General features: G+C 71.2%; 20 protein-coding genes. 14 read left to right on the top strand and 6 right to left on the bottom strand.

What is annotated here, in order from left to right:
- Positions 1–188 precede the first annotated feature (188 nt).
- The 5 genes from EO776_RS11350 (at position 189) to EO776_RS11370 (ending at position 6,368) form a co-directional block, all read left to right on the top strand.
- Positions 189–1,508 carry a nickel pincer cofactor-dependent isomerase, group 22 gene (locus tag EO776_RS11350; protein ID WP_094521306.1) on the top strand — a complete coding sequence of 440 codons (1,320 nt, stop codon included), beginning with the start codon at positions 189–191 and terminating at the stop codon, positions 1,506–1,508.
- 89 nt (positions 1,509–1,597) lie between these two features.
- Positions 1,598–2,386 (top strand): SDR family oxidoreductase, encoded by a 789-nt coding sequence (locus EO776_RS11355; RefSeq protein ID WP_086215444.1) that lies wholly within the window; start codon positions 1,598–1,600, stop codon positions 2,384–2,386.
- Entirely contained in the window at positions 2,383–2,730 is a 348-nt protein-coding gene (locus EO776_RS11360; protein WP_049931636.1) for a cupin domain-containing protein, read from the top strand. The genes EO776_RS11355 and EO776_RS11360 overlap by 4 nt, the downstream gene beginning before the upstream one ends.
- A 21-nt stretch (positions 2,731–2,751) precedes the next feature.
- Positions 2,752–3,573, top strand: a complete 822-nt coding sequence (locus tag EO776_RS11365) for a fumarylacetoacetate hydrolase family protein (protein ID WP_094495515.1) — start codon at positions 2,752–2,754, stop codon at positions 3,571–3,573.
- Between the two features lie 74 nt (positions 3,574–3,647).
- The gene (locus tag EO776_RS11370) at positions 3,648–6,368 is read left to right on the top strand and encodes an AAA domain-containing protein (RefSeq protein ID WP_094580082.1); all 2,721 of its coding nucleotides are present in this window, start codon (positions 3,648–3,650) and stop codon (positions 6,366–6,368) included.
- A gap of 9 nt (positions 6,369–6,377) precedes the next feature.
- Here the strand turns inward: EO776_RS11370 and EO776_RS11375 are convergent, their stop codons facing one another.
- The gene (locus EO776_RS11375; protein ID WP_094580081.1) at positions 6,378–7,082 is read right to left on the bottom strand and encodes a DUF47 domain-containing protein; all 705 of its coding nucleotides are present in this window, start codon (positions 7,080–7,082) and stop codon (positions 6,378–6,380) included.
- Between the two features lie 106 nt (positions 7,083–7,188).
- Positions 7,189–8,250, bottom strand: a complete 1,062-nt coding sequence (locus tag EO776_RS11380; RefSeq protein WP_094495513.1) for a phosphoribosylaminoimidazolesuccinocarboxamide synthase — start codon at positions 8,248–8,250, stop codon at positions 7,189–7,191.
- A gap of 168 nt (positions 8,251–8,418) precedes the next feature.
- On the opposite strand from EO776_RS11380, the gene EO776_RS11385 reads away from it, so the two are divergent.
- Entirely contained in the window at positions 8,419–9,069 is a 651-nt protein-coding gene (locus EO776_RS11385) for a tRNA (cytidine(56)-2'-O)-methyltransferase (RefSeq protein ID WP_094521314.1), read from the top strand.
- Positions 9,070–9,074: 5 nt separating this feature from the next.
- On the opposite strand, the gene EO776_RS11390 is transcribed toward EO776_RS11385, so the two are convergent.
- On the bottom strand, positions 9,075–10,553 hold the full coding sequence (locus EO776_RS11390; RefSeq protein ID WP_086215450.1) for an ATPase domain-containing protein: 1,479 nt from the start codon (positions 10,551–10,553) through the stop codon (positions 9,075–9,077).
- A 73-nt stretch (positions 10,554–10,626) separates the two neighbouring features.
- On the opposite strand from EO776_RS11390, the gene EO776_RS11395 reads away from it, so the two are divergent.
- Positions 10,627–12,132 (top strand): PAS domain-containing protein, encoded by a 1,506-nt coding sequence (locus tag EO776_RS11395; protein WP_094521309.1) that lies wholly within the window; start codon positions 10,627–10,629, stop codon positions 12,130–12,132.
- 27 nt (positions 12,133–12,159) lie between these two features.
- Here the strand turns inward: EO776_RS11395 and EO776_RS11400 are convergent, their stop codons facing one another.
- Positions 12,160–13,125 carry a hypothetical protein gene (locus EO776_RS11400; protein ID WP_094521310.1) on the bottom strand — a complete coding sequence of 322 codons (966 nt, stop codon included), beginning with the start codon at positions 13,123–13,125 and terminating at the stop codon, positions 12,160–12,162.
- Between the two features lie 149 nt (positions 13,126–13,274).
- Between EO776_RS11400 and EO776_RS11405 the strand changes: the two genes are divergently transcribed.
- The 6 genes from EO776_RS11405 (at position 13,275) to EO776_RS11430 (ending at position 18,344) form a co-directional block, all read left to right on the top strand.
- Positions 13,275–13,799, top strand: coding sequence for a transcription factor (locus tag EO776_RS11405; protein WP_049931644.1), 525 nt, complete (start codon positions 13,275–13,277; stop codon positions 13,797–13,799).
- Positions 13,799–14,494, top strand: coding sequence for a DUF2110 family protein (locus EO776_RS11410; protein WP_086215453.1), 696 nt, complete (start codon positions 13,799–13,801; stop codon positions 14,492–14,494). Before EO776_RS11405 ends, EO776_RS11410 begins: the two co-directional genes overlap by 1 nt.
- An 11-nt stretch (positions 14,495–14,505) precedes the next feature.
- Complete coding sequence (locus tag EO776_RS11415) at positions 14,506–15,288, top strand: DUF5803 family protein (protein ID WP_086215454.1); 783 nt, start codon at positions 14,506–14,508, stop codon at positions 15,286–15,288.
- Positions 15,289–15,366: 78 nt separating this feature from the next.
- Positions 15,367–16,065 (top strand): competence/damage-inducible protein A, encoded by a 699-nt coding sequence (locus tag EO776_RS11420; RefSeq protein ID WP_049931647.1) that lies wholly within the window; start codon positions 15,367–15,369, stop codon positions 16,063–16,065.
- Positions 16,066–16,553: 488 nt separating this feature from the next.
- Positions 16,554–17,693 carry an ATP-NAD kinase family protein gene (locus EO776_RS11425; protein ID WP_094580544.1) on the top strand — a complete coding sequence of 380 codons (1,140 nt, stop codon included), beginning with the start codon at positions 16,554–16,556 and terminating at the stop codon, positions 17,691–17,693.
- Between the two features lie 87 nt (positions 17,694–17,780).
- Positions 17,781–18,344, top strand: a complete 564-nt coding sequence (locus EO776_RS11430) for a maltose acetyltransferase domain-containing protein (RefSeq protein ID WP_094521312.1) — start codon at positions 17,781–17,783, stop codon at positions 18,342–18,344.
- A 13-nt stretch (positions 18,345–18,357) separates the two neighbouring features.
- On the opposite strand, the gene prs is transcribed toward EO776_RS11430, so the two are convergent.
- On the bottom strand, positions 18,358–19,212 hold the full coding sequence (gene prs / locus EO776_RS11435) for a ribose-phosphate diphosphokinase (protein ID WP_049931651.1): 855 nt from the start codon (positions 19,210–19,212) through the stop codon (positions 18,358–18,360).
- Positions 19,213–19,339: 127 nt separating this feature from the next.
- On the opposite strand from prs, the gene EO776_RS11440 reads away from it, so the two are divergent.
- The gene (locus tag EO776_RS11440) at positions 19,340–19,996 is read left to right on the top strand and encodes an HVO_0476 family zinc finger protein (RefSeq protein WP_089308170.1); all 657 of its coding nucleotides are present in this window, start codon (positions 19,340–19,342) and stop codon (positions 19,994–19,996) included.
- Between the two features lie 659 nt (positions 19,997–20,655).
- Here the strand turns inward: EO776_RS11440 and EO776_RS19355 are convergent.
- The gene (locus EO776_RS19355; protein WP_241897909.1) at positions 20,656–21,153 is read right to left on the bottom strand and encodes a hypothetical protein; all 498 of its coding nucleotides are present in this window, start codon (positions 21,151–21,153) and stop codon (positions 20,656–20,658) included.
- Positions 21,154–21,263: the final 110 nt, after the last annotated feature.

The following is a 21,263-nucleotide window of genomic DNA, read 5'->3' on the forward strand; positions in this document are numbered from 1 at the left end:
ACCCGACCGGAGCCGCGGGCAGCGGTGGTCAGGGAGAGACGGGCGACCCCGGCGAGAGGCCTATCGGGAACGGTTCGGCACCGGTCACGCGTCCGCGTGGCGCGAGGTAGCCGCACGCGGACGTGGAGCCCGCCCGATCTGCGGGTCTCCCACCCGTAGTTTTGTATCGCGGTTACGAGAGGTCCCCCATGGAGTTTCCCGACCGTTCCGAGGTCGACGGGCTCATCGATCCGCAGCCCCTGCCGGAGTTCGCGCGGGTCCGGTACGAGCCGCGGGCCGAGCGCCTTGACGGGGTCGCGGAGACGGCGCACAAAGAGCTGGACGAACTCGCACTCGACGGCCTCGACTCGGGCGCCACCGTGGCCGTCGGGGTCGGCAGCCGCGGGATCGACCGGATCGACGAGGTCGCGGCGGCGGTCGTCGAGCGGATCGCCGAGCGCGGCTTCGAGCCCGTGGTGGTGCCGGCGATGGGGAGCCACGGCGGCGCGACTCCGGAGGGGCAACGAGAGGTGCTGGCGGCGCTCGGAGTCACCGAGGAGCGCGTCGGCGCGCCCATCGACGCGCGGATGGGAGCCGAGCGGCTGGCGACGGCGGGCGTCGGCGACGCCGACCTGCCGGTGTACTTCTCCGAGGCGGCGCTCGCGGCCGACGCCGTCGTCGTGGTGAACCGGGTGAAGGCTCACACCAACTTCACGGGGGAGATCGAGAGCGGGCTGACGAAGATGACGGTCGTCGGGCTCGGTAAGCAGCGCGGGGCGAAGTCGTTCCACTCGACGGCGCTCGCCGAGGGGTACGTCGAGACGCTGACGGCCGCGCTCGACGTGATCGAGGAGGAGACTCCCCTCGTCGGGGGAATCGCGCTCGTCGAGAACTTCGAGGAGGAGATCGGTCACCTGGAGGCCGTCCCGGCGGGGTCGTTCCTCGCCCGGGAACCGGAGCTGTTGGAGCGCGCGAACGACGAGATGCCGACGCTCCCCGTCGACGACGTGGACCTCCTGGTCGTCGACGAGATCGGGAAGGAGATATCAGGGGCGGGGATGGACACGAACGTCATCGGGCGCTACCGCGTCCTCAACGCGTCCGACCCGGAGACGCCCGACGTCGACCTCATCTACGTCCGCGGGCTCACCGAGGCGACGAAGGGGAACGGCAACGGGATCGGGCTCGCGGACCTCACCCGGCGGTCGGCCGTCGACCAACTGGACCTGAAGAAGTCGTACGCGAACGCGCTCACGAGCGGGTCGCTCGCGAAGTCGAAGCTCCCCGTCGTGGCGCCCGACGACGAGTTCGGGCTCCGGACCGCGGCGGCTGCGTTGGGGGCGTACGACCCCGAGACCGCCCGGATCGTCTGGATCCGAAACACGCAGGACCTCGGCGAGTACCGCGTCTCCGACGCCGTGGTCGACGACCTCCCGGAGGGGGCTGACGTGGTCGGCCGCGAGACGGTCGCGTTCGAGGACGGGACGGCGCGGTTCGAGGCGGCGGGCGGCGACGGATCGGGCGCCTGACGCCCAGTACGGCCGCGTCGAGCGTGTCGGTCGCTCCGCCGCTTGCCTGCAAGAAAATGTTTTCACGGCGTACGCGGGATAGGAGAGACATGGACCTACAGATCGACGGGAACGCGGCGCTCGTCACCGCATCGTCCAGCGGGCTCGGCAAGGCATCGGCGAAGGCGCTGGCGCGGGAGGGCGTCGACGTCGTCATCAACGGCCGCGACGAGGAGCGACTGGCGGCCGCGAAAGAGGAGATCGAGGCGGTCGCGACCGGCGAGGTCGTCGCACAGCCGGCCGACCTGACGGACGCCGCCGAGGTCACAGCGCTCGTGGAGGCGACCGTCGACGAGTTCGGCACTGTCGACCACCTCGTGACGAGCGCCGGCGGCCCTCCTTCCGGCTCGTTCCTCGACACCGACGACGAGGACTGGCAGCACGCCTACGACCTGCTCGTGATGAGCGTCGTCCGGCTGGCGCGGGAGTCGTATCCCCACCTCAGGGAGGGCGACGGCGGCACCATCGTGAACATCACCTCCCGCAGCGTGAAGGAGGCCATCGACAGCCTCGTGCTGTCGAACGCGGTCCGGATGGGCGTCATCGGGCTGGAGAAGACCCTCTCGAAGGAGTTCGCTCCGGAGGTGCGCGCGAACGCGGTCCTGCCGGGCCCCCACGAGACGAGCCGGATCCGGGACCTCGTCGAGGCCGCCGTCGAGCGGGGCGAGTACGACTCCTACGAGGAGGGGCTCGACGACTGGGCGGGGAACCCCCTCGAACGCATCGGCGACCCGATGGAGCTCGGCAACACGGTCGCGTTCCTCTCGTCGCCGAAGTCCGGCTACGTCAACGGTACCGCGCTCCCGATCGACGGCGGCTCCACCGGAGCGAACCTATGAAGCCGGTTGCGTTCGACGAGGCGGAGACGTACGAGCCGGAGGAGGGCTGGCGGCGCGTGTCGATGGCGGGCAGCGACCGGTTCTCCTTCGAGTGGTTCGAGAAGCCGCCGGGCCACAGCTCGCCGATGCACGACCACGAGAACGAGCAGGTGTGCCTCTGTCTGGAGGGCGAGCTGACCGTCGCGACCGAGGACGACGAGGTGACGCTTCAGAAGAACGACTCCGTCCTCGTAGCGCCCAACGAGCCCCACCGCGTCGAGAACACGGGCGACGAGCTCGCCGTCGGCCTCGACGTGTTCGCGCCCGGACGCTCGTTCGACTTCTGGACCGACCGCGAGGAGTGAGATGAGTGGACCGAGGACGAGATGAAGTACCTCGCGCGCACGGCGACCGGCAACCCCCTGCTCGGCGACGAGACGGGGTACGTCCCGCTCGGCGCCGTCGAGCCCGACCTCGAGACGGTCCGCGACGCGCTCCCCCGAGCTGCCGCGGGGAGGCTCGGCAGCGTCGCCAGCGCGACGGCCGACCCCGTCCCGGCGGCCGACCTGTCGTTCGGCGCGCCGCTGGCGTCGTTCGGGAAGCTGTGGGGGATCGGCCTGAACTACGCGGAACACGCCGGCGATCTCGACGAGGAGCGCCCGACGGAGCCGGCGAGCTTCATGAAACCGTCGTCGGCCCTGACCGGGCCGGACGGCCCGATCCGCCTGCCGCCGCGGTCGCAGAGCGAACGGGTGACCGCCGAGGCGGAGCTGGCCGTCGTGATGGGCCGGACGTGCCGGGGCGTCGACGAGGGCGAGGTGAGCGACGTGATCGCCGGCTTTCTGCCCGTGATCGACATGACCGCGGAGGACGTGCTCCAGCAGAACCCCCGGTTCCTCACCCGGGCAAAGAGCTACGACACGTTCCTCGTGCCCGGCGCCGCGATCGCGGTGCTGGAGGGGCCGCTCGACCTCGACGGGCTCTCGGTGCGCACCGAGGTCAACGGGGAGGTGCGGGCCGAAAACGAGATCCGTAACATGCTGTTCCCGCCGGCGGAGATCGTCTCGTTCCACGCCGACGCGATGACGCTGGAACCGGGGGACCTGTTCAGCACGGGGACGCCCGGCGCGGCGCCGATCGCCCCCGGCGACGAGGTGCGGGCGGTCGTCGAGTCGATCGGGTCCGTCACCGCGCCGGTGACCCGGTAGGCGAGCGCCGACCCGACGCGGACGCGATCCCGGCTCACCGACAGCGTTTTTCGACGGCGCCGCCGAGCGGGGACGTGAACGTTCGGGGGCCGATCGTCTCCGTCGGGGAGGCGCGGACGGTGTCGACGTCGTACGGCGAGCGCGACCTCCGCGAGGTGCGGGTCCGGCCCGACCGCGGCGCGGGCGACCCGGTCGACGTGACGCTGTGGGGGAAGTGGACAGAGGTCGCCGAACACGCGGAGCCGGGGATGGAACTGCTCGTCACCGACCCCGAGGAGGACGAGTACCGCGGGGAGACGGGGTACGCGACGACCGACGAGTCGTGGGTCGTCCTCGAACCCGACTTCCTCGTCGACGTGACCGGCATCCGGTCGTGGGTCCAGTGCCCGCGGATGTACTACCTGAACAAACTGTCGGGGATCCCGCTCAACTACCCCGTCGTCAAGGGGACCATCGTCCACGAGGTGTTCGGCGACCTGCTCCGCGGGATGGACCTCGACGAGTCGGTCGCGGAGCGCGTGGCCGAGGCGGGCCTCGAACTCGGCCTCCTCGGCTACGAGACCGCGGAGGTGGAAGACGAGGTGCGGCGCAACGCCGCCGCGGTCGAGGGGTGGCTCGCGCAGGGGACGCTCGCCGACGAGGACACGTGGCGCTCGGAGTTCTCCCTCATCTCGCCCACGTTCGGGCTGAAGGGGCGCGCGGACGCGCTCCGGCGCGGCACGCCGGTCGAACTGAAGACGGGGAAGAACACCAAGCGGGAGCCGCGGTTCCACGACAAGGTGCAGGCGGCCTGCTACGCGCTCATGCTCGACGAGCGCGGCGTCGACCCGGACATCGGGACGCTGCTGTACACGAAGAACACGGCCTTGGACCGCAACGAGGAGTCGGGCGACCTCGCGCCGGCCAAGGAGTTCACCGTCGGCCGGGGGTTCCTGGAGTTCGTCGTCCGCGAGCGAAACGCCCTCGCGGCCGCCGAGTGGCGCGCGCTCAACGAGGCCGGCGAGCGCCCCGCGGTGCCGACGGGGTACGAGGCCGACGCGACCTGCAGCTACTGCTTCGAGCAGGACGCCTGTATGGTCGTCTCCGGCCGGCTCGACCAGGAGTCGAAGGCGGGCCAGATCGGGACGCCGGTGCCCGAGGAGGAGCGCGACTACTTCGACCGGTTCTACGTCGCCCTCGAAGAGGAGCGCCGCGAGACTCACGCGGAGTACCGGAAGCTGTGGGAGCAGACGCCCGAAGAGCGCGCGGCCGACGACCGCGCGCTGATCGGCTTGGAGCCGGTCGCGCAGACGGAGATCGACGACGCCCGGTGGGAGCTTCGCGCGAAGAAGCCGAGCGACGCCGTCTCGAAGCTCCGCGAGGGCGACGTGGCGCTCGCGAGCGACGGCGACCCCGTCTCCGGCCACGCGGAACTGGGCCGGATCACAGCCCTCGGGAGCGACGAGGTCGTCGTCGAGACGGACGAGCCGGTGGAGCTGCGGCGGCTCGACGTCTACCCCTCCGAGATCTCCGTCGACCGCTCGCTGACCGCGCTCCACGACGCCGTCCTGAAGGGCGATCCCGACCGCAAGGACGTGATATTCGGCCGGCGGAACCCGTCGTTCCGGGACCCGGCCGAGCGCCCACCGGGCAGCCCCGGAGCCGACGACCCGGACGCGCCCGACGCCTACATCGACAACAACGCGGCGCAGAACGAGGCGGTCGAACTCGCGGTCGACGCCGAGGACTGCGCGCTGATCCACGGCCCGCCGGGGACGGGGAAGACGTACACAATCGCCCGGACGATCCGCGCGCTGGTCGCGGAGGGGAACCGGGTGCTGCTCTCCGCGTTCACGAACCGCGCGGTCGACAACGCGCTGGAGGCGCTCCGCGACCAGGGGTTCGACGACGTGCTTCGAGTGGGAACCGAGACCGGCGTCCGCGAGGACATGCGGGACGTGCGGCTCGTCCAGCGCGGCGAGCCGAACGCGAAGGCCGCCGAGTTGCGGGACGCGCCGGTCGTCGCCGCGACGACGGCGGCCTGCGGTTCCCGCGTCATGCGCGAGTGCGAGTTCGACGTGGCTCTCGTCGACGAGGCCTCCCAGCTCACCGAGCCCGGGACCCACGCCGCCGTCAACCTCGCCGACCGGTTCGTCCTCGTCGGCGACCACGAGCAGCTCCCGCCGGTCGTCCGCGCGGAGAACGATCTCCGGACCTCGCTCTTCCAGCGGCTCATCGAGACGTACCCCGACGCGAGCGTGATGCTCGACCGGCAGTACCGGATGAGCCAGCGGATCCAGGCGTTCGCCTCCGCGGAGTTCTACGACGGCGCGCTCCGCCCCGCGACCCCCGAGGTGGCCGGGCAGACGCTCGCGGACCTCGGCGTCGACCCCGACGCGCTCGCGCCCGACCTGACCGGCGGCGTCGGGTTCGTCGACCCGGACGGCGAGCGCGACGGGAACCGGAACGTCCGCGAGGCGGAGCGCGTCGCCGCGATCGCCGACGCCTACGTCGCCGCCGGCGTCGACCCCGACGACATCGGCGTGATCGCCCCCTTCCGGGCGCAGGTCGCGGAGATCGGCCGCCGGACCGACGTGACGGTCGACACCGTCGACCGCTTCCAAGGCTCCTCGAAAGAGGTGATACTCGTCTCGCTCGTCGCGACCGGCGACCTCGACGGGCCGATATTCGAGGACCACCGGCGGATGAACGTCGCGCTCACCAGGGCGAAAAAGCAGTTGACGCTGGTGGGCGACGCCGACGCCCTCGCCACGGACCCCTTCTACGCCCGGATGCTCGACTGGGCGCGGAGGTGAGGAGCGACCCTACGACTCGTCCGCTTCGGTGACGATCCCCGGCTCCTTGCTCGCGATCACGACGATCCGGTCGGTGAGGTCCTCGATCGTGTTCGCGAGCTCGTCCAACAGGATCGCGAGCTCGCGGTAGACGAGCGGCTCCTCGATCGCGTCGTCGGCGAACGCGGTCTCGATGGCGTCGTTGCGCAGCTCGTCGCACTCGCTCTCAAGGGCGCGGATCGACTCGATCCCCTCGGCGAGCGTCTCGGTGGCGTCGGCGCGCGCGAGCCCCCTGACGAACCCCTCGACGACCTCGGCGAGGACTTCGGTCATCTCGGCGATCCGGGCGGCCATCTCGCGCATGTCGGCGAACGGCTCGACGCCCGCGGCCGGGCGCATCATGGCAACCTCCTGGACGATCCGCTCGGTGTGGTTCGCGACCACGTCCAGCTCGTTGTAGAAGTCGAGCAGCGCGGACTCGTTGAAGTTGATCCGGGTGTTCAGCAGGCCGATGTCGTCCGGCCCGGCGTCGGTGATGAGCCCGGTGAGCCCGCGGACGAGGTCGTCGCACTCGCTCTCGACGGCGGCTATCTCGTCGACCGTGTCGCGGGACGCGCCCTCGCTCGCGTACTCGTCGAGCGCCCGCGGGAGGAGGGCGACGCAGTCGTCGATCCGGTCGAGGTACGCGACCGTTTGGGTCTCGAGCCGTTCCCCGAAGTCGGCGTCGATGGACATGTGCGAACCCACGCGCGTCGGCGGTAAAGAGGTTCCCTCGCGTGTCGTCGATCGTGAGGGTCAGGCGGTCGCACGCCGCGGATCGGCGGTGCCGCGGACCCGCGTCCTACAGCTCGGCGGCGGCGTCGAGCGCCGCCTCGACCTCCGGGGCGTCGAACCACTCGCGGTCGGTGTACGCGTTCGCGCCGGCCGCGTACAGGTCCGAGACCGCGTCCACGACCGCCGGCGGGAGCGGGTCGGGGTCCGGGTCGCAGAGCTCGCGCCAGTCGTCGATGTCGCGGTCGGCGACCGCGTCCTTCGCCTCGCCGACGGCCGCGACCCAGTCGGGGTCGTTCGCCTTGTACCACTGGCGGACGACCTCCTTCGAGATCCCGCGGCCGCCGTACGAGAACCGGTTCTCGTCGAAAGTGCCGACCACGTCGGCGACCCGGAGTTCGCCGTCGACGTAGAGGCACTCGATCTTGCCGTCTTCGTGGACGAACCCGGTCGCCTCGGCGCGCTCGGTGACGACGCGGTTCACGTCGCGCGCGAGCGATTCGAGGGCGTCGACGGCGGCGGCGCCCGCGATCTCGTCGGCCTCCGCCCGGGTGAGATAGCGGTCCTGCTGCTCGTACTTCGTCGAGAACTCCACGACCGGCTCCGGGAGGTCGACCGGCTCGGCGGGCCAGTCGCCGTCGGCGAGGTCGTCGAGCCCGAGGTCGGCGGGCTCGGCGCGTTTCCGCAGGCTGGACCCGACGGGGACCCGGTTGCGGAAGACGACCTCCAGCGGGACGAGGTAGTTCCCCCCGCCCGCGGCGTGGAATGCCTCGTAGTCGTAGCCGGCGTGGGGCCCCTCGTACGACAGGTCGGGCACCTGCGTCAGCTCGATGGCCATCTCGGTGGGCGGCGCGGTCGCCTCGGCGAGGGGGACGGGGTCGGGCTCGGTCCCGTCGTCCGCGACGGTACCCGGGTCCACGACCCCGCGGTAGTGGGTCGGGACGCCCGCGTCCTCCAGTAGTTCGAAGTTGAACGCGCCCATCGCGCAGAGGCTCGCCCCCTTGTGGGGGATCGCGTCGGGCATCTGTCCCCAGTCGAACACCGAGTAGGCGTCGGTGAAGGCGAACCGACCTCGGCCGAGTCCGTCGGCGGTCGCCGGCTCGTCGACGCGGAATTCCTTGACGCTCGTCATGACTCACACCGCGACCGCCTCCCACATGAACCTTTCAGTTACGTGCGTACCTCGGACATGTTTTTCGAGGTTTGATCCACACATGTGCGGTATCTCGGTCGCGATGTGGACCGGCGCCCGCGCGCTCGCATCGAAAGCGACACCGGGATCCGCCCCCCAGTCTGGGGCATGAACGATGCGCGCGAGGTCGTCGTCCTCCGGTACGGCCACCGGCCGGGGCGCGACGACCGCATGACGACGCACGTCGGGCTCACGGCGCGGGCGCTCGGGGCCGACCGGGTGATCTTCCCCGACAACGCGGGCCAGTCGGCGGAGACGGTCCGCGACATCACCGGCCGGTTCGGCGGGCCGTTCGCCGTCGAACTGCGCGACGACCAGAAGGCGATCGTCCGGGAGTTCGACGGGGTCGTGGTCCACCTCACGATGTACGGCGAGCGCGTCCAAGACGTGGAGGCGGCCGTCCGGGAGGCGGTCGGGCTCGACGAACCAGAAGCGCCCGAGGAGTCGTCGCCGCCGCGCGACCTCCTCGTCGTCGTCGGCGGCGAGAAGGTGCCGTGGGCGCTGTACGAGCGCGCCGACTTCAACGTGGGCGTGACGAACCAGCCGCACTCGGAGGTCGCGGGGCTCGCCGTCTTCCTCGACCGCCTGTTCGACGGGGCGGAACTCGGCCGCGAGTGGGCCGACGCCGACCGGTGCGTCGTCCCGGAGGCGACCGGGAAGACGGTGATCGACGCGGGGACCGAAACCGACAGCGCCGGGGACGACGAGGCCGGAGACGACAGCCCCGGGAACGACCGAGCGTCCGAGCGCCGCGACTGACCCGGCTACTCTCCCGCGTCGCCGCGCTCGGCGTCTCGCTCGACGACCTCCGGAGTCCCGCTCAGGATGCCGCGGAGCCCCGACATCGGCTCGCCGACGGTGACCCCGTGCTCCGTGATCTTGAACTCGCGGATCGTCCGCTCGAAGTCGCTCGTCCGCTTCTTTAACACGCCGATCGCCTTGCGGAGCTCGCCGCCGACCTCTAGGTGCCGGAGGAAAAGAATGTTGTCGGCGAGGTAGCTGATGTTCTCCATGGTCGCGCGGAACTCCCCCGTGACGTTCCGCGTCTCGTCGATGAAGAGGCCGGTGACGCCCGCGTTCTTGAGATAGCGGCCGAGCGCGTGCATCTGCTGGAGCATCTGCTCTTTCTCGCCGCGCAGGGTCAGCCGATACCCGGAGATGCCGTCGATCATGACGATGTCGGCCCCCTCCTCCTCGACCTCGTCGCGGACCATGCGGGCGAACTCCTGTGGCGACCGCTCTAACGCCTCCACCTCCGTCACCTGAAGCGTCCCCTTCGCCAGCATCTCGTCGACGGGGATGTTGACCGCGCGCGACCGGGCGAGGAACGTCTCCCGGTTCTCCTCGAACAGGTAGATCACGGAGCGTTCCCCGCGGCCCGCGGCCTCCTTCATGAACTGGGTGCTGAGCGTCGTCTTCCCCACGCCGGTCGGGCCGCTCACGATGGTGACGGTGCCGCGCTCGATCCCGCCGTGGAGCAGCTCGTCGACCTCGGGGATCCCCGACGAGACCTGCTCGAACGCCAGCTCCTCGTCCCGCGTGCCGGGCTGGAGCGCGGGAAACACCTCCATTCCCGCGTCGGTGATCCGGTAGGCGTGGTCCCCGCTCTGCGTCGACGACCCCCGGAACTTGGGGACGCTGACCGTCTTGCCGTACGCCCCCGCGTCGAGCCGGACCGTCCCGTCCGTGATGAACTCGAGGTCGTCTGTCGGGAGCGACCGCGTGTTCTGGACGGTGAACAGCACGGTCGCCCCCCTGTCTTTCAGGAACCGCATGAATCCGACCACCTGCTTGCGGAACTGGTAGTCGTCCGAGAGGAGGAACCGGAGCTGCGTCAGCGGGTCGACCACCACCCGGTCGGGGTCGACCGCCGTCACGCCCTCGACGATCCGCTCGGTCAGCGGCTCTCGCTCGACCTCCGAGGGCGCGAACACCTCGTACGACTCGTCCTCGACGAACGCGTCCGCGCCCGGGCTCAGGTCGAGGAACTCGATCGAATCGGTGTCGAAGCCGAGCGCGTCAGCGTTCGCCTTCAGGTCGCGGAGGTCCTCTTCGAGGTTGACGAAGAGCGCCGTCTCCCCCTCGTCCACGCCCCGCTGGAGGAAGTGGAACCCCAGAATGGTCTTCCCGCTCCCGGCCTGTCCGCGGACCATGTAGCTCCGCGTGGGGACGAGCCCGCCCGACAGCACTTCGTCGAGGCCGTCGACGCCGGTCGACGCCCGCTCGGATAGCGACGTTGTCATACCGTGGTACTCGCCCCCGACCGTGATATATATGGGGTAGTTCTTAGTGGCTCCCCGACTCAAATACGACGAGATGGATTCGAAGTCGGACGCGGAGTCCGGGGGCGATGACGGCGGCGGGCCCCCGGGCCGCCCCGCCGGGGACGACGCCGGCCCCGGTCTCTCCCGGGCCCCCGACGGCGACCGCGCGACGGTCCTCCTCCTGATGGACGCCGACCGCGACCGCGGGCTCCTGTCCGACGCGCTGTCCGACCGGTACGCCGTTCGGACCGCCGAGTCGCCGGACGCGCTGAACGGCGAGTTCGACTGCTGTCTCCTCGACGCCGGCGCCTTCGAGGCCGCCGCGGACGCGATCGACACTCGACGCGAGCGCGCCGAGCCCGCGTTCCTCCCGTTCGTACTGCTGGTGAGCGAAGGGTCGCGGGCGGGGCTCGGCCACGCCGCGTGGGAGCGCGTCGACGACGTCATCGAACTCCCGGTCGGACGCCGGGCGCTCGTGACGCGCGTCTCGAACCTGGTCGAGCGGCGGCGGACGTCGCTCCGGTTCCGGCGGACCGTCGCGGACCTGCGGCGCAAAGAGCGGGCGATGGACGAGGCGCCCGTCGGGATCACCCTCGCGCGGGCGACCGACGGCGACGACAGCCCGCTCGTGTACCACAACCGAGAGTTCGAGGAGCTGACCGGCTACGGCGACGAGATCCTCGGCGAGGACTGTCGGTTCCTTCAGGGCCCCGACACCGGCGAGGAGTCCCGGGCGAGGATACGGCGGGCCCTCGACGAGGACCGACCGGTCGAGGTCGACATCCTCAATTATCGGGCGAACGGCCAGAAGTTCTGGAACCGGCTCTCCATCGCGCCGCTGCGCGACAAGGAGGGGAACGTGACGAGCTACGTCGGATTCCAAGCCGACATCACCGAGCGGAAGATCCGCGAGCGGCGGCTGGAGGTGATGGCCCGAGTGCTCAACCACAACCTCCGGAACAAGATGAACCTCATCGAGGGGTACGCGGACCTCCTCCGCGACGACCCCGACGAGGAGTCTCGGCGTCGGTCGCTGGACGTCATCGCCGAGACGGCCTCGGACCTCACCGGGATCGCGGGCGCCGTCCAGACCGTCGACGAGACGGTCTCACCGCCCGGGCTCGACGCCCCGATCAACCTCCGAGACGAACTGGTCGAGCTCCGAGACCGGCTCCGCAGCCGCTACCCGGACGCGTCGGTGACCATATCGCTACCCGACGACGGACCGATAGAGACGACCGCCGTGGGCCTGCCCGTCGCCGTCTCCGAGGCGGCCGAGAACGCGGTGAAGCACAACGACGCGGCGACGCCGTCGGTCGAGGTGCGCGTCGAGCGCCGTCCGCCGGAGTGGATCGCGATCGAAGTCGAGGACGACGGCCCGGGGATCCCGGACCACGAGACGCAGGTGCTGGAGGCTGGCGAGACCTCGCTGACCCACGCGGACCGGCTCGGCATATGGCTCATGTACTGGGTCGTCGCCAAGGCGGGCGGCGAGTTCGACATCGACACCGACGGTGAGGGGACGACGGTCCGCCTGGAAGTCCCGGTGCGGCCCTGAGTCGGCCGATACACCGAGCCGCTTCCCCTACAGTGTCCGCTTCGAGCGGAGCCGCGCGAGCCGCGTCCGGGCCTCCTGCCGGCTCGTCCCGCGAACCCGCCCCGTCTCGGCGTCGGCCATGGAGACGAAGGAGAGCCGGTCGAGGAGCGGGGGCCAGTCGCCGGCGCCCGCGGCGTCACCGGCGAACGCGACCGCGTTGGCGAGCCCCTCGCGCTCCTCGCTTCCGACCCGGGCGACCAGCGCGTCCGCGGCCCGCCGCCCGCCGGCGACGGAGAGCCGATCGCCGACCGTCGCGGGGACCCACGCCGGGAGGAGCAACAGCCAACACAGGACGCCGGCGGCCGCGTACGCCCACGACGGGATGCGCTCGCGGTCCGGCTCGTACCCGTGGATCCGGTTGACGCGCCGGTCGGCGGCGGTCCGGTCGCCGCGGCGTCCCACGAGCAGCGTCGCGAGCAGCGCCGCGGTCTCGACGGCCGCCAGCGCCGGCAGCGTCGCGGTGGTGAGGAGCGCCCGCCGCGTCCGGAGCCGGACGAGCGCGTGGCGCAACGCCGCGTCGCGGTCCGCCTTCGGCAGGGCGAGCAGCCGCGTGGAGACCACCAGTCGCGCCCCGCGGTAGCCGTCCGTGACGGCGACGTTCGCGGCGTCGGCGCGGACCGCGGTCACCGGCGGCGCGTCGACGCCGACCTCGCCCGCGAGGTGTTCGACGCGGTCGGCGACGAAGTCCGCGCGGCGGTCGTCTAGGTCGGCACGGGGGAGCCGCGCGATCCGCCTGTCGACGAGCGCGGGACCGAGGAGCGCGGAGAGCGCGGGGCCGACGACGACGGCCGCGAGCAGCCCGCCCGGCGCGCCGAGCGGGACGGTCCCGAGCCCGCCGGGGCCGAGCAGCGCGGCGAGCGGAACCAGCGGGACCGCCGCCAGCACGACCGGGACCGCGAGGAGCGCCAGGGCGCCGAGCGCGCGTCGCCCCCGTCCGTCGACCGAGTCTGCCATACGGGCGAGTGTGAGTCACGGCGCGTAAAGCTCTGCCGGACCCGCGGGTCCGTCGGGGGCGGCGCAGGGCCCGCTTTTCGGGCGGGTGGGACGCGTCGCGACCGCGCCTTTCGGAGGTTTTAACCGGATTCCACCACCAGTTTCCCGTAATGGCTTTTGAGGATCTACTGAACGACCCCGTCATCCAGAAGTACCTCCACGAGCTGGTGGGACCGACGGGGATGCCGGTCGCGGCCGCGCCGCCCGACGGCGAGGTCACCGACGAGGAGCTGGCCGAGGAGCTCGGCTTGGAGCTCAACGATGTGCGGCGCGCGCTGTTCATCCTGTACGAGAACGACCTGGCGACGTACCGCCGCGTCCGCGACGAGGACTCCGGCTGGCTCACGTACCTGTGGACGTTCCACTACGACAACATCCCGGAGAACCTCCAGGAAGAGATGTACCGACTGCTCGAGGCTCTAGAGGAGCGCGAGGAGTACGAGCGCACCCACGAGTTCTACCTCTGTGAGGTGTGTTCGATCCGCTTCGAGTTCGGCGAGGCGATGGACTTCGGCTTCGAGTGCCCTGAGTGCGGCTCGCCGCTGGAGGCGATGGAGAACGACCGGCTCCGCGAGGCGATGGACCGGCGCATCGAGGAGCTGCGCGACGAGCTCAACGCGGACGTGACCGCCTGATGGTCGTCCTCGCAACCAAGTGCTACGTCGAGGGCGACGCCCGCGACCGCGCGCTCGACGGCATGGACTCGCTCGTCGCCAACGACGTCGGCGAACTCGACGTCGACTGGCAGGTGGGCGTTCGGGACGACGAGTTCGTCCAAGTGGACGTGACCGGGGAGGACGCCCCGGTCGCGCGCAACGTCCTCGGGGAGACGTGGGGCGAGGTCGTCGCCCACGACGGCGGCCTCGAAGCGGGCGAGACGTACGTCGGAACCCTCGAATCGTGGGACGACGTGGGTATCACCCTCGACGCCGGCGTCGACGTGTTCGTCCCCGCCGACGAGCTGGGGCTCGGCGTCGGCTCGCCGGAGCAGGTCGTCGAGCGGTTCGGGCTCGTCCAGCACCTCCCGGTGCGGTTCGTCTACGGCGGCGATCCGGGCGACCCGGACGCGGACCAGAGCCGGCTCGCCGACGGCGAGCGCGACCGGCTGTACGACTGGCAGCGCGGCGACGGCCGGGTGAACGTCAACTCGGCGACCCGCGGCGAGACGCGGGCGACGGTGAACCGAGCGGGCCACGCGCAGGACATCGTCACCGTCGAGCGGTTGGGACTCCTCGAACAGAGCATCGTCTGCGCGGAAGGGACCGACCCGCCGGGACTGCTCGCCGCCATCGGCTCGTACCTCCCGGCCGAGATGCGCTGCGTCGTCTAACCTGATCACACGTGAACAGACGCTTCGCGCTCGCGGTGGCGGCGATCGCTCTCCTCGCGGTCAGCGCCGGCTGTCTCGGCTACGCGACCGGCGGCGGCGAGGTGACGAACGAGACGCTCGACGCCGAGCCGCCGCACGGGTACGACTTCGACACGGACCGCGACGCCGCGTTCAACCTCACCACGGACGCCAGGTACACCGTCGTGTACGCGGTCGACGACCGGGAGGAGATCCGGCTGTACCGGCAGACGCCGTACGCCGGCGACCAGCCGCTGGAGTTCGAGGCGTTCCGCTACCAGTACCCCGACGGGGAAGTGATCACGGGCAGCGAGTTCCGCGCCCGCGGCGGCGAGATCGAGCGCACGACCGACGAGACCTGGATCCGCTTCGCCGACGACATGAGCGGCGGGAAGGCGGCCTTCGCCGGTGCCGGGTCCCCGCGACGGTTCAGCATGCGCGCGTACGTCGAGGGGTCGTACGCGGTGACGCTGCCGCCGCAGTTCAGCACGGAGGTGCCGATCGTCGGCCACGTGTCGCCGCGCGATCACGCGGTCGAGACGGTCGGCGACCGCGACCGGATCGTCTGGGAGGAGGTGACGAGCGGCTCGATCGTCGTCCAGTCGTACCGCGAGGGCGACCTCGTGGTGTTCGGCGTCATCCTCGTCATCGGCGCGGTCGCCGCGGTCGCCGGGACGCTCTACTTCCGGCGACAGCTGGAGGCGCTCCGCCAGCGCCGCCGCGACCTCGGACTGGGCGTCTACGAGGACGACGACGACGATGACGGCCTGCTCTAACGGGCGCGACCGGTCGCCGTCGTCGGGGCGTCAGCCCGCGCCGCGGTCCTTTTCTACCACGCGCCGCTTGAGACTGGTATGAACGCCGCCGTCGTCACCGTCGGGGACGAGCTCCTCGTCGGCGACACCGAGAACACGAACGCCACCTGGCTCTGCGACCGCCTCGACGCCCGGGGCGTCGCGGTCCGGCGGGTGACCGTCGTCCCGGACGAGGTCGCCGAGATCGCGCGCGTCGTCAACGAGTACCACGCCGAGTACGACGCGGTGATTGTCACCGGCGGGCTCGGGCCGACGCACGACGACGTGACGATGGAGGCGGTCGCGGCCGCGTTCGGGCGCGGCCTCGAAGCGAACGCGGAGGCGACCGCGTGGCTCGCCGACCGCGGGTACAGCGGCGACGACCTCGCCGCCGAGACGACGCACCTCCCGGCCGACTGCCGACCGCTGCCGAACGAGGCCGGGGTGGCGCCGGGCGCCGTCGTCGAGTCCGTCTACGTCCTTCCGGGAGTCCCGGACGAGATGAAAGCGATGTTCGATCTGGTCGAAGACGAGTTCGCGGGGACGCCGACCCACGTGCTCACGGTCGACGTCGACGAGCCGGAGAGCGAGCTGCTCGACCGGTTCGCGTCGCTGCGCGAGCGGTTCGACGTGCGGGTCGGCTCGTATCCGGGCGAGGTCGTGACCGTGAAGATCACGGCCGAAAGCGAGGCGGAGGCCGAGCGCGCGGCGGCGTGGATCCGCGAGCGGACCGACGCGGTCGAGGAGCGGTCCGCCTGAGCGTGTAGGGAGGGCAGACGGTCGGCGGCCGAGGCGGGGCTACCGGTAGAGGTACGCGATCCACACGACGACGAGGGCGAGGCTCGCGAGCAGGATCGCGCCCGCGGTCGCGCTGATCGGCAGCGGCTCCGTCACGGCGGCTTCGAGGATCATATCTCGGCGTTGTTCTGGGGGCGTCTTAAGTATTGATTCTCGGACGAGAGGGGGCAGACCGACGGACGAGCACCGCAGCAGGGGTACGAAAACGGGACCGGGAGACGTGGGCGTGTGGCAGCTACCGCGGGAGGGATCCAGTCCCGATGAGACGAGCAGGTTACCGATGGCGGGCTCGTTCCACCGGCGGTGACAACTACGAGCGGACACGTGTTGAGTGCCGTGTCCCGGTGTTGAGGGCCTTTATGTGCCGGTCCGACCGACGGTTCCGGGCGCCCGCGCGCTCCGACCCGGACGCGTCTCGCTTAAGGGGCCGGCGCGGCGAACTATTTGTCATGTACGTGGGGATCGCGGTGAACCCGGTCGCCGGGATGGGCGGCCGCGTCGGACTGAAGGGGACCGACGGGAAGGTGACCGAGGCGGTCGAGCGCGGCGCGGAGCCGCGGGCGCCGGACCGGGCGCGGCGGATGCTGGAGCGACTGGCCGCGGTGGAACCCGACGCCGCCGTCTCCGTAGCCGCGGACCCAATGGGCGAGTCGGTCGTCCGCGGGGCGGGCTTCGACCCGGCCCGCGTCGTCGACCCGTTCGACGGCGAGCCGCCGGCGTCGACGGCGACGACCGCGGCGCACACCGCGGCGGTCGTCCGGGCGTTCGCGGGGATCGACGGAGGCGGAGGGACCGGGGCTCGGGGCGACGCGACCGCCCCCGCCGACCCCGTCGACCTCGTCCTGTTCGTCGGCGGCGACGGCACCGCGGCAGACGTCGCGGCGGCGCTGGAGGGGACCGACGTGCCGATGCTCGGCGTCCCCGCCGGCGTGAAGGTGTACTCGTCGGTGTTCGCGGTGTCGCCGGAGGACGCCGCCGAGGTCGCCGCCTCGTTCTCGCGGACCGAGCGCCGCGAGGTGATGGACATCGACGAAGACGCCTACCGCGAGGGCGAGGTCCACCCGGAGCTGCGGGGTGTCGCGCACGTGCCGGTCGCCGACGACCTCCAGTCCTCCAAGCAGACGGCGAGCGGGACCGTCGAGTCGCTGGCGGAGGGGGTCGCGGCCGACATCCGCGAGCGCGACGGCGAGGGCGTCGCGTTCGTCCTCGGCCCGGGGTCGACCGTCGGCGCGATCAAGGACGAGCTCGGCTTCGAGCCCTCCCCGATCGGCGTCGACGTCTGGCGCGACGGCGAGGTGGTGGTGCGGGACGCCACGGAGGCGGAGATCCTCGGCGCGCTCGGCGAGGAGAACGTGATCGTCGTCTCGCCGATCGGCGGGCAGGGGTTCGTCTTCGGCCGCGGCAACCCGCAGGTATCGCCGGCCGTGATCCGGCGCTGCGACCTCCGGATCGTCGCCTCGCGCGCGAAGCTCGACGACGTGCGCGCGCTCCGCGTCGACACCGACGATCCCGCCCTCGACGAGGAACTGGCGGGGTGGGTTCGCGTCCGCGTCGGGAAGTTCGAGACGCGGATGATGAAGATCGTCTGAACTCCACCCGGAGGGTCGCCGAACGCCGGCCGCGCTCGACTCCGCGGAGACGGACAGCCCTTTGTCGGTGGCTGCGCCGGAGGCCGTATGGGACGCGAGAAGGAACGGATGTTGGCCGGCGAGGCGTACGACCCCTCGGCTCCCGAGCTGGTCGCCGATCGTAAGCGCGCGCGGGACCGCTGCCGCCGGTACAACGCCACCGCGCCGACGGAGGCCGACCGCCGCGACCGCCTGCTCTCCGAGCTGTTCGGAGCCGTCGAGGGCGACGCGACCGTCGTGCCGCCGTTCCGCTGCGACTACGGCTACAACGTCGGGGTCGGCGACGGCTTCTTCGCGAACTACGGCTGCGTCGTCCTAGACGTCGCGCCGGTCGCGTTCGGCGAGAACTGCCTGCTCGGGCCGGGGGTCCACGTGTACACCGCGACGCACCCGATCGACCCCGCGGAGCGCGCCGTGGGCCGCGAGTTCGGCGACCCCGTGACCGTCGGCGACGACGCCTGGATCGGGGGACGGGCGGTGATCACGCCCGGGGTCGAGATCGGGGACGGCGCGGTCGTCGCCGCGGGAGCCGTCGTCGTCGACGACGTGCCGGCGCGGACGGTGGTCGGCGGCAACCCGGCCGAGGAGATCCGAGAAATCGACGACGAGTGACCGTTACGCGGCGTCAGTCCAGCGCGTCGGCCAGCGCCGGCGCGACGCTGACGACGCTACAGCCGCGCTCGACGGTGTCGCTGCCGAGGATCCGGTCGACGCCGGCGGCGCGGAGCTTCGTCACCGCGTTGGCGGCGAGCACCGGGTGGACGCAGGCGGTCAGCACCCGCGCCGCACCGCGGTCGGTGAGGACGGCGACCGACTCGCTCATCGTCGACCCGGTCGCGATGATGTCGTCGACGACGACCACGTCGCGGTCGGCGACGCTCGCGTCGGAGGGCGACACCGCGACGGCACCGGTCTCGCGGTCGCGGTGCTTCTCGAAGTAGTCCGTCTCGCCGGCACCGTACGCGTCGCGGACGGCCGCGGCCACGTCGGTGGCGCCCTCGTCGGGCGCGAGGAAGAGCGGGTCGTCGAGGTCGGCGGGGAGCGGGTCGGCGAGGACGCCGGCCGCGTCGACCGCCTCGACAGGGACGTCGAAGAAGTCGGCGACGGTCGACTCGTGGGGGTTGACGAGGCGGACGCGGTCGGTCCCGGTCGAGATCGCCTTCGCCATCGCGCGGGCGGAGACGGGTTCTCCGTCGCCGAAGGAGTCGTCCTGGCGGGCGTACCCCATATAGGGGACAACGGTGGTCACGTCCGTCGCGCCGGCCTCGCGGACGGCGTCCTGGAGCTGGAGCAGTTCGACCCACGCCTCGTCGGAGTCGGTCGCGGCGACGATCACGGCCTCGTCGGCGTCGAAGTCGGGCACCGCGGCGAGCCCCTCCCCATCCGGGAACCGGTCGTAGGTCGGGGTCGCGAGCGCCCGGCCCGTCTCCGCGGCGAGCGCCGCCGCGAGCTGCTGCGAGCTGGACCCGGGTACGATCATGGGCGACCGTTCCGCGGACTCCGGTAAACCAGTTTCCTTACCGCGCGACGCCGCGCGCCACGCGAGCGCGACCCACACCGCCCCCACAGGGGCGGATATTTACGGGCGCGGCGGGTACGAGCGCCCAATGACTGACACCGAAGCCGGCGCGCGCGTCGGGCTCCCCTGCCCGTCGTGTTCGCCCGCCGAGCCGACCGTCCACGAGGTCCTCAGCCCGGGCGGGCAGGCCACCGTGCGCTGTACCGAGTGCGACCACACCCACAAGACCGAGATCCCCGAGGACGAGACCGTCGCCGTGACGGTCGTCGTCTCGCAGGACGGCGACTCGTTCACCACGACGATGGACGTGCCCGCCGAAGGCGACGTGGGCACCGGCGAGGAGTTCGTCGTCGACACCGACGAGGCGCTGATGCAGGTGCGGATCACGGGGATCGAACTCGGCCCCGAGAACCGCGTCGAGGAAGCGGACATCACGGACGTGGAGACGCTGTGGACCCGCGCGGTCGACAACGTCGCGGTCCCGGTCACGCTCCACCCGAAGGACGGGGACGCGGACCAGACCCGGTCGCTGCGCGTGAACGTCCCCGGCGACTACGAGTTCACCGTCGACGAGACGGTGGAGTTCGGCGAGGAGGAGTTCACCGTCGAGGGGCTCCACATCCGTGAGGACGCGCCCGAGTACCGCCACGAGAAACTCGACCACCCCGGCGACCTCGCCTACGCGAAGGACCTCAAGCGGATCTACGCCCGCGACGAGACGCTCGCCGCGTGGTCGGCCTGGTAGGAGACGATCACCGTACCGTCGGCCCGGTAGGAGACGATCACCGTACCGTTGGCTCGACGAGACTGATCGCCGATCGCTGAGTCGCCGACGGCCGCGACTACTCCCCGCGGCGATCCTCATACTAACATAAACAATTATGAAGGATACGCACGTTGCCTGTGACGTGCCACCCGTAGTACACGACTGACGCACGCTCGACGGCGGGGACGACGACCGGTCCCGGCGGTCCGAGCACGCGCGAGGCGACGCCGACCGAACAGCCCACCGACCGATCGGGTCCATCCGCTGACTCGGCCGCAACCGACGTTCCGGACGACCTTCCGACCGCCGCGGAGGCTGTCGCGCAGGCGGCGGGGACGTTCGACCCGTCGGACACCCGGCGGATCGCGAACGGGACCGACCGCTGGAACGAGTACGCCGGGTCGTCGCACTGACGGCGCGGCCGGATCCTTTTATTCAACGGCGCGACTACCGACGAGCGGCCGATGACGAATCACCGCTCCGAGCCGGACTCGGCACCCGGCGACGACGAGCCCTATGAGTGCCGAGGCCAGCCTTTCCATCCGTACAGTTCGACTGGAGACGACCGCGAGTGAACCACGCTCACAGCCGCCGAGAGTGCGGCGCCGCGATGACGACGGGAGTAGCCTGACGACCGACTACGGCGGCGTCGCGTCGTCGACGGCGTCCGCGAATAGTCCGAGGAAGCCGCCGTCGTACTGTTCGTCGGCGTGATCCACGTTCCAGAGTCCCGACTCGCGGATCGCACGGCTCCGGCTGTGTCGCCCGATCCAGTCGGTCCGCCGGGGATCGACCGGCTCCCGATCGAAGTTGCTCAGGAGGGCGATAGAGTTCCGTTCGAGAACGCGCCGGTCGCTATCCGCGCCGGGTTCGTCGTCGAGGGGCACCCAGAGGAACGGCTGTTCGCGGACGAACGCGCTCACGCGCCGTTCGAGGGCGTACTCCTCGTCGCGGACCGCTGCTCGCTCGCGGTCGACGCCCGACCACCGCTCGTCCCAGTCGGGGTAGTCCTCGCGGAGGCCGTACTTCTCGATGATCGCTTCACCGACGCGCTTGCGATATACGGACGCGCGGTGAGCGCCGCCGTGAGGATGGTTTGAGCTTCCGCTGCCCGTGCCGTAGTGCTGTTTCAGCATTTTCGAGGTGGAGCCCCCGACCTCAAGGAGCGAACGGAGTGAGCGAGTAGGTCGGGGAGGAAACCGACATGGGACGACACAACCACCACACCTCGACCGACTGACTCCCG

Source organism: Halorubrum ezzemoulense, from assembly GCF_004126515.1.
Taxonomy (GTDB): Archaea; Halobacteriota; Halobacteria; order Halobacteriales; family Haloferacaceae; genus Halorubrum; species Halorubrum ezzemoulense.

What these genes read in the sequence shown, in the direction of transcription:
- EO776_RS11350 (WP_094521306.1), top strand. Translation starts at nt 189, where the DNA reads ATGGAGTTTCCCGACCGTTCCGAGGTCGACGGGCTCATCGATCCGCAG.
- EO776_RS11355 (WP_086215444.1), top strand. Translation starts at nt 1,598, where the DNA reads ATGGACCTACAGATCGACGGGAACGCGGCGCTCGTCACCGCATCGTCC.
- EO776_RS11360 (WP_049931636.1), top strand. Translation starts at nt 2,383, where the DNA reads ATGAAGCCGGTTGCGTTCGACGAGGCGGAGACGTACGAGCCGGAGGAG.
- EO776_RS11365 (WP_094495515.1), top strand. Translation starts at nt 2,752, where the DNA reads ATGAAGTACCTCGCGCGCACGGCGACCGGCAACCCCCTGCTCGGCGAC.
- EO776_RS11375 (WP_094580081.1), bottom strand. Translation starts at nt 7,082, where the DNA reads ATGTCCATCGACGCCGACTTCGGGGAACGGCTCGAGACCCAAACGGTC.
- EO776_RS11380 (WP_094495513.1), bottom strand. Translation starts at nt 8,250, where the DNA reads ATGACGAGCGTCAAGGAATTCCGCGTCGACGAGCCGGCGACCGCCGAC.
- EO776_RS11385 (WP_094521314.1), top strand. Translation starts at nt 8,419, where the DNA reads ATGAACGATGCGCGCGAGGTCGTCGTCCTCCGGTACGGCCACCGGCCG.
- EO776_RS11390 (WP_086215450.1), bottom strand. Translation starts at nt 10,553, where the DNA reads ATGACAACGTCGCTATCCGAGCGGGCGTCGACCGGCGTCGACGGCCTC.
- EO776_RS11395 (WP_094521309.1), top strand. Translation starts at nt 10,627, where the DNA reads ATGGATTCGAAGTCGGACGCGGAGTCCGGGGGCGATGACGGCGGCGGG.
- EO776_RS11400 (WP_094521310.1), bottom strand. Translation starts at nt 13,125, where the DNA reads ATGGCAGACTCGGTCGACGGACGGGGGCGACGCGCGCTCGGCGCCCTG.
- EO776_RS11405 (WP_049931644.1), top strand. Translation starts at nt 13,275, where the DNA reads ATGGCTTTTGAGGATCTACTGAACGACCCCGTCATCCAGAAGTACCTC.
- EO776_RS11410 (WP_086215453.1), top strand. Translation starts at nt 13,799, where the DNA reads ATGGTCGTCCTCGCAACCAAGTGCTACGTCGAGGGCGACGCCCGCGAC.
- EO776_RS11420 (WP_049931647.1), top strand. Translation starts at nt 15,367, where the DNA reads ATGAACGCCGCCGTCGTCACCGTCGGGGACGAGCTCCTCGTCGGCGAC.
- EO776_RS11425 (WP_094580544.1), top strand. Translation starts at nt 16,554, where the DNA reads ATGTACGTGGGGATCGCGGTGAACCCGGTCGCCGGGATGGGCGGCCGC.
- EO776_RS11430 (WP_094521312.1), top strand. Translation starts at nt 17,781, where the DNA reads ATGGGACGCGAGAAGGAACGGATGTTGGCCGGCGAGGCGTACGACCCC.
- prs (WP_049931651.1), bottom strand. Translation starts at nt 19,212, where the DNA reads ATGATCGTACCCGGGTCCAGCTCGCAGCAGCTCGCGGCGGCGCTCGCC.
- EO776_RS11440 (WP_089308170.1), top strand. Translation starts at nt 19,340, where the DNA reads ATGACTGACACCGAAGCCGGCGCGCGCGTCGGGCTCCCCTGCCCGTCG.
- EO776_RS19355 (WP_241897909.1), bottom strand. Translation starts at nt 21,153, where the DNA reads ATGCTGAAACAGCACTACGGCACGGGCAGCGGAAGCTCAAACCATCCT.